At 73.8% G+C, this 14,714-nt stretch carries 11 protein-coding genes; 5 read left to right on the top strand and 6 right to left on the bottom strand.

Annotation, left to right across the window (positions count from 1 at the left end):
• The 6 genes from hutH to M8C17_RS22650 all read right to left on the bottom strand — a co-directional run bounded on the left by hutH (position 1) and on the right by M8C17_RS22650 (position 8,045).
• A complete protein-coding gene (gene hutH / locus M8C17_RS22675) occupies positions 1–1,539 on the bottom strand; it encodes a histidine ammonia-lyase (protein ID WP_252418546.1) in 1,539 nt (512 codons plus the stop codon).
• The gene (hutI, locus tag M8C17_RS22670) at positions 1,536–2,720 is read right to left on the bottom strand and encodes an imidazolonepropionase (protein ID WP_252418545.1); all 1,185 of its coding nucleotides are present in this window, start codon (positions 2,718–2,720) and stop codon (positions 1,536–1,538) included. The genes hutH and hutI overlap by 4 nt, the downstream gene beginning before the upstream one ends.
• Positions 2,717–4,078: a formimidoylglutamate deiminase gene (locus M8C17_RS22665; RefSeq protein WP_252418544.1), complete on the bottom strand. Its 1,362-nt coding sequence runs from the start codon at positions 4,076–4,078 to the stop codon at positions 2,717–2,719. Before M8C17_RS22665 ends, hutI begins: the two co-directional genes overlap by 4 nt.
• 211 nt (positions 4,079–4,289) lie before the next feature.
• Entirely contained in the window at positions 4,290–5,492 is a 1,203-nt protein-coding gene (locus M8C17_RS22660; RefSeq protein WP_252418543.1) for an allantoate amidohydrolase, read from the bottom strand.
• Entirely contained in the window at positions 5,489–7,177 is a 1,689-nt protein-coding gene (gene hutU / locus M8C17_RS22655) for a urocanate hydratase (protein ID WP_252418542.1), read from the bottom strand. Before hutU ends, M8C17_RS22660 begins: the two co-directional genes overlap by 4 nt.
• 16 nt (positions 7,178–7,193) lie before the next feature.
• Positions 7,194–8,045, bottom strand: a complete 852-nt coding sequence (locus M8C17_RS22650; protein ID WP_252418541.1) for a MurR/RpiR family transcriptional regulator — start codon at positions 8,043–8,045, stop codon at positions 7,194–7,196.
• A 179-nt stretch (positions 8,046–8,224) separates the two neighbouring features.
• Here M8C17_RS22650 and M8C17_RS22645 point away from each other — a divergent pair, with 179 nt between their 5' ends.
• The 5 genes from M8C17_RS22645 to M8C17_RS22625 all read left to right on the top strand — a co-directional run bounded on the left by M8C17_RS22645 (position 8,225) and on the right by M8C17_RS22625 (position 14,711).
• Positions 8,225–9,448, top strand: coding sequence for a hypothetical protein (locus M8C17_RS22645; RefSeq protein ID WP_252418540.1), 1,224 nt, complete (start codon positions 8,225–8,227; stop codon positions 9,446–9,448).
• A 64-nt stretch (positions 9,449–9,512) separates the two neighbouring features.
• The gene (locus M8C17_RS22640) at positions 9,513–10,646 is read left to right on the top strand and encodes a glycosyltransferase (protein ID WP_252418539.1); all 1,134 of its coding nucleotides are present in this window, start codon (positions 9,513–9,515) and stop codon (positions 10,644–10,646) included.
• On the top strand, positions 10,633–11,748 hold the full coding sequence (locus tag M8C17_RS22635) for a glycosyltransferase (protein WP_252418538.1): 1,116 nt from the start codon (positions 10,633–10,635) through the stop codon (positions 11,746–11,748). The genes M8C17_RS22640 and M8C17_RS22635 overlap by 14 nt, the downstream gene beginning before the upstream one ends.
• Before the next feature lie 3 nt (positions 11,749–11,751).
• Positions 11,752–12,930, top strand: a complete 1,179-nt coding sequence (locus M8C17_RS22630) for a glycosyltransferase (protein WP_252418537.1) — start codon at positions 11,752–11,754, stop codon at positions 12,928–12,930.
• Entirely contained in the window at positions 12,927–14,711 is a 1,785-nt protein-coding gene (locus tag M8C17_RS22625; protein WP_252418536.1) for an O-antigen ligase, read from the top strand. The genes M8C17_RS22630 and M8C17_RS22625 overlap by 4 nt, the downstream gene beginning before the upstream one ends.
• The last annotated feature ends 3 nt before the right edge of the window (positions 14,712–14,714 follow it).

Genomic DNA, 14,714 nt, shown 5'->3' with positions numbered 1-14,714 from the left:
TCAGCCCAGCGGGCCGATCTCCCGTTCGATGGCGGCGCGCAGCTCCGGGCCGGCCAGCACCGCGCGGGCCGCCTCCATCACCGGGGCGAGGAACACGTCCGGGCCCGGCTCACCGGCCGCCGCACCGAGCGCGGCGACCGCGGCGCGGCCGGCCGGCGACGGCTCCAGCGGGGCACGCAGCTGAAGACCGCGTACGCCGGCCAGCAGCTCCACCGCGAGCAGGCTGGTCAGGTTGTCCAGCACCGTGCGCAGCTTCTTGGCCGCCGCCCAGCCCATCGAGACGTGGTCCTCCTGCATGCCGCTGGTAGGCAGCGAGTCCACCGACGCCGGGGCGGCGAGCCGCCGGTTCTCCGCGACGATGCCCGCCGCCGTGTACTGGGCGATCATCAGACCGGAGTTGACGCCGGCGTCGGGGGAGAGGAACGCCGGCAGCTCCCGGGAGCGGGTGACGTCGAGCAGCCGGTCCACCCGCCGTTCGGCGATCGCGCCCACCTCGGAGGCGGCGATGGCGAGGAAGTCCGCGGCGAAGCCGAGCGGCGCGCCGTGGAAGTTGCCGGTCGACTCGACCCGGCCGTCCGGCAGCACGACCGGGTTGTCCACGACGGACACCAGCTCCCGGCCCGCGACCGTGCGGACGAAGTCCAGGGTGTCCCGGGCCGCGCCGGCCACCTGCGGGGCGCAGCGCATCGAGTACGCGTCCTGCACGGCGTGCGCCAGGTCGTCGCGGTGCGAGTCCATCACCCGGGAGTCCTGCAGCAGCCGGTGGATGTTCGCCGCCGACGTCGCCTGGCCGGGGTGCGGCCGGATCGCGTGCAGCTCGGGCAGGAACGGCCGCTCCGAGCCGAGCATCGCCTCGATGGCCAGCGCGGCGGTCACGTCGGCCATGGCGAACAGGTGCGCCGCGTCGTGGATGGCCAGCAGCAGCATGCCGAGCATGCCGTCGGTGCCGTTGATCAGCGCCAGCCCCTCCTTGGCGGCCAGCTCGATCGGCTTGAGCCCTGCGGCGGCCAGCGCGTCCGCCGCGTCCTGCCGGTCGCCGGCCGGGCCGAGCACCCAGCCCTCGCCGAGCAGGACCAGCGCGCAGTGCGCGAGCGGCGCCAGGTCGCCGGAGGCACCCAGCGAGCCGTGCTCCGGCACCCACGGGGTGATGTCGTGGTTGAGCAGGTCGACCAGCGCCTCGGCGACCAGCGGGCGGACCCCGGAGCGGCCCAGGGCGAGCGACCGGACCCGCAGCAGCATCATCGCCCGGACCACCTCGCGCGGCATCGGGGCGCCCACACCGGCGGCGTGCGAGCGGATCAGCGCGTGTTGCAGCTCGGCCCGGCGCTCCGGGGCGACGAAGGTGTTGGCCAGCGCCCCGAACCCGGTCGAGACGCCGTACACGGGCCGCCCGGCGGCCTCGATGCCGTCCACGATCGCGCGGCTGGTCGCCATCGCCTCCCGGGTGGTCGGGTCGAGGACCACCGTGGCGGTGCCGCGGGCGACCGCGAGCACGTCGTCGGCGGAGATTCCGGTGGGCTGGATGGTCACGGTCGTCATTGCGGCACTCCGTTGAGCAGGACCTGGCGGATCAGTGGGACACCGGGCCGGTAGGCCAGATGCAGGTACGAGGGGGCGTCCAGGACGACCAGGTCGGCCCGGGCGCCGGGGGTGAGCACGCCGATGTCGTCGCGGCGCAGCGCCCGCGCGCCGCCGAGTGTCGCGGCCCGGACCGCCTCCGCCGGGGTCATCCGCATCTCGCGGACGGCGAGGGCCACACAGAACGGCATCGACGAGGTGTACGACGAGCCGGGGTTGCAGTCGGTCGCCAGCGCGACGGTGACGCCGGCGTCGAGCAGCCGGCGGGCGTCCGGGTAGGGCGAGCGGGTGGAGAACTCGGCGCCGGGCAGCAGGGTCGCCACCGTGCGGGTCCCCGACCCGTCGCTGCCGGCGGTGCCGGCCAGGGCGTCCACGTCGGCGTCGCTGAGGTGGGTGCAGTGGTCGACGCTGGCGGCGTCGAGTTCCACGCCGAGCTGGACGCCGGGGCCGGGGCCGAGCTGGTTGGCGTGCACCCGCACGCCCAGACCGGCGGCCTGCCCGCAGGCGAGGATGGCGCGGGCGTGGTCGACGTCGAAGGCGCCCCGCTCGCAGAACACGTCGATCCACTTCGCGTGCGGTGCGGCGGCGGCCAGCATCGGCCCGCACACCAGTCCGACGTAGTCGTCGGGGCGGTCGGCGTACTCGGCGGGCACCACGTGCGCGCCGAGGAAGGTTGTCTCGGTGCTGGTCTCGGCGGCGATCCGCAGCGAGCGGGCCTCGTCGGCGACGGTCAGCCCGTACCCACTCTTGATCTCCATGGTGGTGGTGCCCTGGAACAGCGCCTCCCCGCGCAGCCGGCGCACGGTGGCCCGCAGTTCGTCGTCACTGGCGGCCCGGGTCGCGCCGACCGTGGTCCGGATGCCGCCGCCGGTGTACGGCTGGCCGGCCATGCGGGCGGCGAACTCGGCGGCCCGGTCGCCGGCGAAGACCAGGTGCGCGTGGCTGTCCACGAAGCCGGGCAGCACGGCGGCGCCACCGGCGTCGACCCGCCGGTCGGCGGCGGGCGCGTACGCCGCCGGCCCGACCCAGGCCACCCGGCCCTCCTCGACGAGCACGGCCGCGTCGCGGCGGATGCCCAGCGGGCCCTCGCCGGCGCCGTTGGTGACCAGCTCCCCGATGTTGTCCACCAGCAGGCTGCTCATGAGGGCGTCACCGCCTCGATGGCGGCCGACAGCTCCGCCGGCACGTCCACGGTCAGGTGCCGGCCCTCGGCCACCACCACCCGGCCGTCCACCATGACCTGCTGGACGTCTGCGGCTCCGGCGGCGAAGAACGCGCCCACCGGCGGCACCCCGGCGGTGCGGGCGCTGTCCAGCCGTACCGTGACCAGGTCGGCGCGGGCGCCGGCGGCGATCCGCCCCGCGTCGGCCCAGCCCAGCGCGGCGTGCCCGGCGGCGCTGGCGGCGGTGAGCAGGTCGACCGGGGCGAAGTGGCCGCGCCGCCGCGTGCGCAGCCGCTCGTCCAGCTCCACCGCCCGGGCCTCCTCGAACAGGTCGATGACCGCGTGACTGTCGCTGCCCAGGCTCAACGCGATCCCCGCGTCGGCCATCCGGCGGGCCGGGCCGATCCCGTCGGCGAGGTCCCGCTCGGTGGTCGGGCAGAGGCACACTCCGGTCCGGCTGTCCCCGAGCAGCGTCAGGTCACCGCTGGTCGGGTGGGTGACGTGCACGGCGGTGGTGTCCGGCCCGAGCACGCCGTGCTCGGCGAGCAGGGCGGTCGGCGTACGGCCGTGCACGGCCCGGCACTCGTCGTTCTCGGCGGGCTGCTCGGAGAGGTGCACGTGCAGCGGCGCCCGCCGCTCCCGTGCCCAGGCCGCCACCGTGCCGAGCTGGTCGGCGGGGACGGCCCGTACCGAGTGCACGGCCGCGCCGACCCGCACGTGCGAGTCGGTCGGCTGGAACGCCGTCACGCGCTCGGCCCACCGGGTCGCGTCGCCGTCGCCGAAACGGCGCTGCGGCCCGGCCAGGGCGCGGCCGTCCACGCCGGCGCTCAGGTAGCAGGCGTCGAGCAGGGTGAGCCGGATCCCGGCGTGCGCCGCGGCCTCGACCAGCGCTGCGCCCATCGCGTTCGGGTCGTCGTAGGCCCCGCCGTCGGGGCGGTGGTGCAGGTAGTGGAACTCACCGACGCAGGTGATCCCGGCCAGCGCCATCTCGGCGTAGACCGCCCGGGCCAGCGCGAGGTAGGTGTCCGGGTCCAGGCGGGCCGCGACGGCGTACATGCGGTCCCGCCAGCTCCAGAAGTCACCCCGGCCGCCGTGGGTACGGCCGCGCAGCGCCCGGTGGAAGGCGTGCGAGTGCACGTTGGACAACCCGGGCAGGGTCAGACCCGGCAGTGGCACGGCGTCGGCGTACACCTCGACCCCGGCGGGCGGTCGACTCCCGGCGGTCAACGGCGTCACGCCGGTGATCCGCTCCCCGTCGGTCTCGATCAGCACGTCGGGCGTGGGCTCGGCGTAGGTGGGCAGCCAGGCGTACTCCGCCAGCCAGCGGGTGGTGGTCATGCCCCTCGCCTCCTTTGGAGCTGAATCGTCTGCGACATCAGTGGCGGCGGCGTCAGTGGCGGCGGCGTCGGTAGGGGCGTCCGGTCTGATTCGTTTGCGACATCAGCTCCATAGGACGCCAACGCGAGGTGTCGACCTCCACCGCGCCGGAGCCCTCGCGCACGCCGACGCCGCAGATCCGGGCCACCCGGCGACGGGCGCGACACCTCCTTCACCGGCATGTCAGCTCCTCGAGCACCCGGGCCAGCGCCCGAACCCCGGCGGCGCAGTCGTCGTCGGTGGCCGCCTCGGCAGGGGAGTGCGACACCCCGGTCGGGTTGCGCACGAACAGCATCGCCGTGGGCAGGTGCGCGGCGAGCACTCCGGCGTCGTGTCCCGCGCCGGTGGGCAGCACCGGCGCGTCGAGCAGCGTGGCCAGCCGGCGGGCCAGCCCGCCGTCGAAGGCGACCAGCGGCGTCGCCGACTCCTCGGTGACGGTCACCGCCGTACCGTCGCGGCGTGCCCGCTCGGCGAGCTTGCCGCGCACCGCGTCGACCAGCCCCGCGAGGGTCTCCGGGTCGGCGGCCCGGGCGTCCAACCAGCCGGTGACCTTCGACGGGATGGCGTTGGTGGCGTTCGGCTCGACGGCGACCCGACCCACGGTGGCGTGCGCGCCGCGCAGCCGGGCCTCCTTGTTGGCCGCCAGCACGGTGAACGCGTAGGTGAGCATCGGGTCACGGCGGTCGGCCATCCGGGTGGTACCCGCGTGGTTGCCCTCCCCGACGACGTCGAACCGCCACCGCCCGTGCGGCCAGATCGCGCTGGCCACCGCGACCGGCGCGTCCGTCTCGACCAGCGCCCGGCCCTGCTCGACGTGCAGCTCGACGAAGGCGCCGAACCGTGCCAGCAGCTCCGGGCGGGCGCCCGCCGGCTGGTCGCCGAGCGCCTCGGCGAAACTCACCCCGGCCGCGTCGCGCAGCCGGGCCGCGCGGTCGGCGGCGAGCGCACCGCTGAGCAGCCTCGACCCCAGGCACGGTACGCCGAAGCGCGCCCCCTCCTCCTCGACGAACGCGGCCAGCACCAGCGGCCGGGTCGGGGTGACGCCGGCGGCGCGCAGCTCGTCCACGGCGAGGAACGCGCTGACGATGCCGAGCGGCCCGTCGTACGCCCCGCCGTGCGGCACCGAGTCGAAGTGGCTGCCGGTCAGCACCGCGTCGGAGGCCTCCGGGTCACCCCAGTGCGCGAAGAGGTTGCCGTTGCCGTCGTCGGTGACCGGCATCGCCCGGCGTTCGGCCTGTCGCCGGAACCAGGTCCGCAGCTCCAGCTCCGGCTCGGTCAACGCGTAGCGCAGGTAACCGCCGCTGCCGGCGTCCCGCCCGACCGGCGCGATCTCGTCCCACAGCGCCCGGAACCGGGCGGGAAGGTCGTCGGTCACGCGTCACCACTCTCCGCCATCGGCACCCGGACCCCGGTGCGGGTCGCGACCTCGCGGGCCGAGTCGTAGCCGGCGTCGACGTGCCGGATCACGCCCATCGCCGGGTCGTTGGTGAGCACCCGCTCGATCTTCTGTCCCGCCAGGGCGGTGCCGTCGGCCACACAGACCTGCCCGGCGTGGATGGAGCGGCCGATGCCCACGCCGCCGCCGTGGTGGATGGACACCCAGGAGGCGCCACTGGCCGTGTTGACCAGCGCGTTGAGCAGCGGCCAGTCGGCGATCGCGTCGGAGCCGTCGGCCATCCCCTCGGTCTCCCGGTACGGGCTGGCGACGCTGCCGGTGTCCAGGTGGTCCCGGCCGATCACCACCGGGGCGGAGAGTTCGCCGGAGGCGACCATCTCGTTGAACCGCACGCCGGCCTTGTCCCGCTCGCCCTGGCCGAGCCAGCAGATCCGGGCCGGTAGGCCCTGGAAGGCGACCCGCTCGCCGGCCAGCTTGATCCACCGGGCCAGGGTCTCGTTCTCCGGGAACAGCTCCAGGATCGCCCGGTCGGTGGCGGCGATGTCGGCCGGGTCACCGGAGAGCGCCGCCCACCGGAACGGACCCTTGCCCTCGCAGAACAACGGCCGGATGTACGCCGGCACGAAGCCGGGGAAGTCGAAGGCGCGCTGGTAGCCGCCGAGCTGCGCCTCGCCCCGGATCGAGTTGCCGTAGTCGAAGACCTCGGCACCGGCGTCGAGGAAGCCGACCATCGCCTCGACGTGCCTGGCCATCGACGCCCGGGCGCGGTCGGTGAACTCGGCCGGCTTCGCCGCCGCGTACTCCCGGGCGTCGGCCAGCTCGACCCCCACCGGCAGGTACGCCAGCGGGTCGTGCGCGCTGGTCTGGTCGGTCACGATGTCGATCTCGACGCCCCGGTTCAGCAGCTCGGGGAAGACCTCCGCCGCGTTGCCGACCACGCCGACGGAGAGCGCGCGTCGGTCCCGCTTCGCGGCCAGCACCCGCTGGACCGCGTCGTCCAGCGAGTCGGCCACCTCGTCCAGGTAGCGGTCGTGCACCCGCCGGTCGAGGCGGGTCCGGTCGACGTCGACGATCAGGCAGACGCCGCCGTTCATGGTGACCGCGAGCGGCTGCGCGCCGCCCATCCCGCCGCACCCGGCGGTCAGCGTCAGCGTCCCGGCGAGGGTGTCGTCGCTCTGCCCCTGCCCGTCGCCGCGGGCGCCGGCGAGCTTGGCGGCCACCGCGGCGAACGTCTCGTAGGTGCCCTGGAGGATGCCCTGGGTGCCGATGTAGATCCACGAGCCGGCGGTCATCTGCCCGTACATGGTCAGGCCGAGCTGCTCCAGCCGGCGGAACTCCGGCCAGGTCGCCCAGTCGCCGACCAGGTTGGAGTTGGCCAGTAGCACCCGGGGCGCCCACTCGTGGGTGCGCATGACGCCGACGGGACGGCCGGACTGCACCAGCATCGTCTCGTCCTCGCGCAGGTCGGTCAGCGTCCGGACCAGCGCGTGGTACGACGGCCAGTCCCGGGCGGCCTTGCCGGTGCCGCCGTAGACCACCAGGTCGTCGGGGCGTTCGGCCACCTCGGGGTCGAGGTTGTTCATCAGCATCCGCAGGGCGGCCTCCTGCGGCCACCCCCGGGTGGTGAGCTTGTTGCCCCGTGCGGCACGGATGGGCTGGGTCATCTTTGGTCTCCTCCGGTCATCCGAGGAACAACTGACGGCGGGCAGCGGAGGCTTCGAACGCCTCCAGCCGGCGCTGGGTGTCGGCCGGCGCGGCGTCGCAGATCGCCTGCAACAGCACCATGGCCAGGGTCATCGGGGCGGTGTGCAGGTCGAAGACGAGCTGGGCGCCGACCGCGGCGGGCAGCACCACGTCGGCGTGCTCGGCGGCCGGGCTGACCGGCGAGTCGGTGATCGCCACCACGGTCAACCCGGCGGCGCGTGCCTCGCGTAGCGCGTCCAGGGTCTCGCGGGGGTAGCGGGGCAGGACGAAGGCGAGCAGCGCGCCCGCCCCGGCCTCGGCGGCCTGCTCCAGGCGGTCGGTGAGCAGGCTGCCGCCGTCGTCGAGCACCCGCACGTCCGGGTGCACCTTGGCGGCGAAGTAGGCGAAGTAGGCGGCCAGGGGCGCGGCGGCCCGCAGGCCCAGCACCGGCAGTGGCCGGCTGGCGGCGAGCAGACGGCCAATCTCGGCGATCTTGTGCCGGTCGGTGAGCTGACCGGCCAGCCGGTCCAGGTTGCCCATCTCGGCGCGTACCGCCTGCTGGAGTTCGTTGCCGGCGTCCGCCGGTCCGCCGGGGGCGGCGGTGGTCAGGTCACGCAGCCGGCGGCGCAGGGCCGGGTAGCCGTCGTGGCCGAGCGCGACGGCGAACCGGGTGACCGACGGTTGGCTGACCCCGGCCAGCTCGGCGACCTCGGCCGCGGAGAGGTATGCCACGGTCGGGGCGTGCTGCACCAGGCAGTGCGCGATCCGGCGCTGGGTCGGGGTGAGGCGCACCCCGTCGAACAGGTCGAGCACCTGCTCGACCGACGCCCCGACAGCTCCTTCATTCACGCCGTGACTCTATGCATCAAATCTTTCAGACGGCAAGGGTTCGCATCACCTGCTCGTTCTACCGACCTGTCGGTCGGCCGACCGGCGGGACGCTGAGTTGGCGTCGGCTCTGTAGGATCCGCACGGCGGTTGAGCGGAGGAGTGGCATGCAGCCGGAGAGCCCATACAGGTACACCCACATGTTGGGCGCGTGCCAGGTTGGCAAGGCCTGGGCGGCAGTGGACGGGCAGGGGCAGTTCGCCACCGTGGCCGTGTTGGACGGGGTGGCCGCGTCCGACCAGCGGTGGCGCGAGGCCTTCGGCAGCGCGGCCAATGCGTTGGCGCAGGCCAGCGGTGGTCACCAGTACGCCGCCGCCGACCTGTCGGCCGCCCACCCCTGGGTCGCCTACCGGGCCGAGCAGGGGCACGCGCCGCAGCGGCTCTTCCAGAGCCTCGGCATGGACTACCAGCCGGTGCCCGACCTGCCGGTCTCGGCGCCACCCTCGTCGGCGCCACCGGTGTCCGGTGTGCCCCAGCAGGTCAGCGGGCCGCCGAAGTCGGTCTCCGGGGTGCCCGAGCTGGTGGACCACATGCCGCAGCTGCCCTGGGCGATGCACACCAACCCGGTCTCCGGGCAGCCGGTGTCCGCGTCCCCACAGCCCGTCTCGGGTGTGCCGACCTCGCCCGCGGCGTCGCAGACCCCGACGACCGTGCCCGCCAACGACCCGGCACTACCCTCCCCGGCCCCGTACGACCCCTTCGCGGCGACGGGCCGGAGGATCGCCCCCGTGCGGCGCGAGCCAAAGAAGCCCAGCTGGGTCTGGCCGGTTGCCGCGCTGGTGCTCGCCCTCGTCGCCGGCACCGTCGGCTTCTTCGTCGGCAGCGCCGGCGGTGACGACGAGGCCTCGCCCTCGCCGTCGGCCAGCGCCTCCCTCGCACCGTACGAGGCGACGCAGTTCTCCATCAACAAGACCAAGTTCGACGGCAACCTCTCCTCGCTGGCGGAGCCCTGGCTGGCCGAGGCGGGAGGCTGCGCCGTCGACACGGAGGTTGGCGGACCGGGCCTGCCGGCGGACGAGAAGCGGCACGTGTTCTGCCGGTACGGCGGCACCTCCCTGCACTTCGCGCTCTACCCGAGCAAGGCGGAGAAGGACGCGGCGCGTGCCTACCGCCAGCAGCTCAACCTCGCGGGCGGTGCCCTCGCGCCGGGGCTGCGGGAGGCGACCCGGACGACCGGTGGGGTGACCGGCGCCGCCGGAAGCTACATCGAGTACGCCTTCAAGGGCGCGGACAACCGGACGGTCTGCGGCGTGTGGTGGGACCGCGACGACGTCGACGGCGCGTTCTACGTGGAGACCCTCTGCGAGGCGGGCATCGCGGGCAACTGGGACGCGATGCGGGACCTGTGGCGCCGCCACAGCTGATCGTGTTCGGGGACGGTGCTACGGCTACGCCGGGCACATAGAGTGTCGACTTGAGTGAGGAACAATGACTTCGTTGGACGATGTCCGGCCGACCGTACCGCCGGCGTCACCAGCGCCGCTGCTGGCCGACCGCTCCGTCGCGGTGGTGCACGAGTGGTTCGGTGCCACGGGCGGATCGGAGAACGTGTTCCTCGCCATCGCGGACCTCATTCCGCACGCGCAGCGCATCGTGCTCTGGGCGGACCGGGACGTCGAGGTCGAGCGACTCGGCCTGCACGAGACCTGGCTGGCCCGGACACCCCTGCGCCGCAGCAAGGCCCTCGCGCTACCCCTCATGCCCCTGGCCTGGCGGACCGTCGGTGAGGACCGGTACGACGTCGTCATCTCCTCCAGCCACGCCTTCGCCCACACCGTCCGGCTCGGTCCGCCGGAACGAACCCGGCACCTGAGCTACGTGCACTCACCCGCGCGCTACGTCTGGAGCCCGGACTTCGACGGCCGTGGCTCGGGAGCGCTGCTCAGTGGACCTCGCCGGGCGCTCCAGGCGGTCGACGTCCGGTTCAGCCGGCACGTGCACGCCTACGCCGCCAACTCCCGCGAGGTACAGGCGCGGATCCAGCGGTTCTGGAAGCGCGACGCGGTCGTGATCCATCCGCCCGTCGACGTTGAGTACTTCGCCGCAGCCCCTGCCCAGCCGGCGCGCGACTACCTGCTCGGTGTGGGGCGCTGGATCCCGTACAAGAACTTCGACCTGATGATCGAGGTCGCCGCAGAGGCGGGGCTGCCCCTGGTCGTGGCCGGTTCCGGGCCGGAGGAGGCGCGGCTGCGCCGACTCGCCGCCAGCGTTGCTGTGCCGGTGACCTTTGAGGTGCGGCCCTCCCGCGAACGGTTGCGTGAGCTCTACGCCGGCGCCCGGGCGCTGCTGTTCCCGGCTCACGAGGACTTCGGCATCATCCCGGTGGAGGCCCAGGCGTGCGGGACGCCGGTTATCGGCCTGAACAGCGGGGGCCTGCTGGAGACGGTGGTCGACGGCGAGACGGGTTTCCTGCTCGGCTCGATGCAACCCGGCGACCACGCCGCCGCCGTCCGCCGTGTCGGCGAACTCGACGGGGCGCGCATCCGGAAGCACGCGATGGCCTTCTCGCCGGAGCGGTTCCGCGATCAGATGAGCGACTGGATCGCGCATGAGACCCGCTGAGATGATCTTCGACTGCAGTGGGGTTGGTCCCGGCGGAATCTCTCGCGTCCTCAGCGAGGTCGTGCGGCACTGGCCGGCCGGGCAGCGACTTCGCCTCGTCGCCGTACCCCCGTCCTGGGAGTCGCCGGCTGAATCCGGCGCCGAGGTGGTGGTAATCAGCCGGCAGGCCGCAGACCGGGCACGCGCGGTCGCGTCCGCCACCGCGGCGCTGCGGCGGGTGACCGCCGAGGCACGGCAGGAGGCGGGCGTCCGGGTGCTCTCGCTGAGCCCCTCGGTCGCCCTGGTCGGCAGTCAACTGCCGGTCACCACCATCGTCCACGACCTCGCCTTCCGGCTCTGGCCGCACGACCTGCCGACGTCGGTGCGGCAGTACCGCCGAGCCAGCTACGCCACGGCGATCAACCGGTCCCGGCAGCTGCTCTGCGTCAGCGCCCGTACCCGCCACGACCTCCTCGGGCTCTACGGTGTGCCCGAACACCGCAGCTCGGTCTGGTATCCGGGCAGCGACGTGCAGGGTGTGACCGGTTCGGTGGCGTCGGAGCTCGCGGCCCGCACCGGCGGGGTGCTTCCGTACCTGCTCGTGGCCGGGCACGCGGCCCACAAGGGGGTCGAGCTAGCCGTCGAGGCTCTGGCCGAACTTCCCGGCCTCGTGCTCGCGGTGCTGACCGGCGGCCAGCGGATCGCACGGTTCGCCGACGCCGTGGCGGCGTCCCCGGCGGCGGACCGGGTGCTCCTGCTCGACCGGCTCTCCGACGCCGACTACGCAGCCACGGTCGCCGGCGCGGCGGCCTTCTTGATGCCGAGTCATTTCGAGGGATACGGTCTGCCGGCCGCCGAGGCACTGCGGCTGGGCACCCCCACGGTCATCTCGCCCGACCCCGCCCTGCTCGAGGCGACCGACGGGCGAGCCGTCCGGATGACCACCTGGACGGCCCCGGCGCTGGTACGGGCGGTGTCCGAGGCGGTTGGCGGCCCGCGCCCGCAGGCGGGCGCGGCCGGTCGCTCCTGGCGGGACGCGACCACCCACCTGGCCGACCTGCTCGCCACCGACCCCGCTCCCGAGGTCCGCATGATGTCACAGACGACTGGAAAGCAGGCCTGAGCAGTGCGGATCGCCATGGTGCACTCGTCGTTCGCGATCCGCGGCGGCGCCGAGCAGTACGTGCGGGACCTGTCCGGAGCGCTCGCGGAGCGCGGCCACGAGGTACAGGTCTTCAGCCGCCCATCGCCGCACAGCTTGCCCACCGACGCGCCGGTCGACACCAGGGTCTCGGCCCGCCTGGGCGGTGCCGACCCGCGGCTCGGCAAGGTCCTCACCCACCTCGGCGACCTCGCCGACCCGACTGGGCTCCGGCTCAGCGCCCTGCGCGACTTCGCGCCCGATGTGGTGCACGTGCACAACTGGCAGGGCCTCGGAGTCCTGCCGCTGGCGCGGTTGGCCAAAACCTGGCCGACGTGCCACACCGTCCACGACTACGCCGTCTGTGACCCCAACAACAGCCTCGCCAACCAGGGCCGATCGGACCTGACCGACCGCCTCCTGCGAGCCCGGTCCGCTTGGCTGGTCCGGCAGATGCGAGGGGTAACGATGCTGTGGCCGGCCGCGCGTACGCGCGACATCGCGCAGCGGCACCTCCCGTCCGGCTACACGCTCGGCGGGAGCGTCGTGCCGCTCGCGGTGCCCGCTACCGGCGCCCCGGTGTCCTGGCCAGCCGGTGACCCGACGGTGTTCCTGTTCCTCGGCGCGCTCAGCGACCACAAGGGCATCGGCCTGCTGCTCGACGCGTGGCGGGAAGTGGCCGGGGAGAACGGTGCGACGCTGCTCGTGGGCGGGGACGGGCCGCGCCGGGCCGACGTCGAGGCGGCGGCGCGGGAGCTGCCCGGCCTCGAGTACCTGGGCTTTCTTGACGCCGAAGGCAAAGAGGCCGCGATGGCGCGGGCCGGGTGGCTCGTCTTTCCCAGCCAGTGGGCCGAGAACTTTCCGATCTCGTGTGTCGAGGCGCTGCGGGCCGGTCGTCCGATCATCTCCAGTGAGGTGGCCCGGCCGCCGATGGCGTCGGAAGAGTCCGTCCGGCTCTTCCGGACGCGGTCGGAGTTGACCGAGACCCTGCGTCGGGCCGCCGGCACCCCCCGGGCCGAGTACGACACGATCGCGGCGGCCGCGGCCCGGGACGGGCGCGAACTGGACTGGGACCGGCATGTCGACGCGGTCGTCGGCGCCTACACCGCGCTGCGTACTGGGGACCCGGTGCGGCGCCGACGCGTCCCGGCACCCCGACGATGACCACCGGCCGGCGAGCGGTGCGATCGCCGGGCCCGATCCGGTGGCGCACCGTCAAGATCCTGCTCGGTGCCATCGCCGCCGTGCCGGTGGCCGCCGTGGTGTGCGCGCTTGGCGGTCTCTCGCCACTCCTGCCGGTCTTCGTCGTCGCGCTCGCGGCGTTGGCCGTTTTTCCTGTGCCGGGCCTCGCCTACGTGCTCGTCGTGCTGAACGCCCCGCTGGGGCTGCGTCACGCCGGTGTGGAAGGGCTCGTCGGGGATGCCTTCGGAGGGCGCGAGTACGCCCTCGGGCTCTCCGCGGCGGCGGTGGCCGGCGTACACGCCCTCCGCTGCGTGCTGCGCGGCGGCTGGAGCCGCGTACAGGTCGCCGGTGGCGTGGCGACGATGGTCGTCCTGGGTGTGTGGAGCCTGATCGGGATCGCCAACCACGGGCCGGCGCAGACCGTGGCCGGACTCCGGTTGACCGTGCTGCCGCTCCTGCTCCTTCTCGCCCTCATGAGTCTCCGCGCATCCGAGATGACCCGAATCGTGACCGTGGCGGCCTGGCTGCTGATGGCCAACGGGGTGGCCACCATCGCTGAGCTGATCATCGGGCCCAAGCAACTCGTGCAGTGGGGGTTCGAGGAGGGGCGAGCGGTCCGCTACATCGGTGACACCTTCCGGGCGCCCGGTCTGACCGAGTTCAATGCCGAGCTGGGAATCTTCGCCGGCGCGTACCTGCTCGGGTATGTGGCGCTCTGGCTGACGTCCGGCGGCAGGCCCACCCGCTGGTCGTGGCACGTCGGCGCGGTCGCGGCCGTTGTCTGCCTCGCACTGAGCACCTCCCGTTCCGGCGCGCTGCTGGTGGTGGGCGGCGTGATTGCCGCCGCCGTGGGCAACCGGTCCGGTGGCGCCGCCACCCGCCGCCGGGCCCGCCTGGTTGGGCTGGGCGTCGTGGTGTGCGTGGCAGCGGGGTTCGTGGCCGTCGGCGCGACCGGGGCGCGCAGCCTCTTCCAGCGCTTCGAGGTGTGGTCGGGGCTGCTCGACGGCAACCTTCCGCTGTGGGGCCGGGGCATCGGTGCCGCCGGAGCGGCGACGGTGTCGCGGGTCGCCTCCGGCGAGCAGATCTTCGTCGACAACTACTTCGTCAGCGTGGCCCTGCAGTACGGGCTGCCGATGATGGCGGCGCTCATCATCGGAATCGGATACCTACTGGTCCGGCTCTGGAGGCGCGCGTCCACGCGACCCTCCGCTGTGCCGTGGCTCGCAGTCCTGACCGGCCTCGCGGGTGCGTTCCTGGTGATCGAGGCCTGGGAGTACACGGGCGCGATGATGTGTCTCGCGGTCTTCGCCGCGTACGGCACCCACCTGGATCCGCTGCCGTCTTCGCCGCAGAACCCCACCGGTATGGCCACGGGCGTGGGACCGCCACCCGCCGTTCCGCCCGTGGCACACCCGCCGGTACAACCACCCGAGCGTCGGCCGGTCGACGCGGAAACCGTGGTGCTGCCGCGGATCGACGCGGAGACGGTGGTGCTGCGGCGGGTCGACGCGGAGACGGTGATGCTTCCTCCGCAGCGTCCGACCCGGCAACGAAACACGCCACCGACGCCTTCGACCCCCCACCCGCCGGAACCCCGAAGGACCCCGCCCCCCGTGCCGCCGGCTCGGAGGACCCCGCCACCTCCGCCGCCTCCGCCGCCTTCGGCCTCTCCGCGGCACCAGTCCACGGATGATGAGAGCACAGCCATCATTCCCAAGGTCAATCCGGCCAACCGGCCCTCCGACCACAACGGGAGACGGTGAACC

The sequence above is a fragment of the Micromonospora sp. RHAY321 genome (assembly GCF_023896955.1).
In the GTDB taxonomy this organism is placed as follows: domain Bacteria; phylum Actinomycetota; class Actinomycetes; order Mycobacteriales; family Micromonosporaceae; genus Micromonospora.
This window is presented reverse-complemented; position numbering and strand designations above follow the sequence as displayed.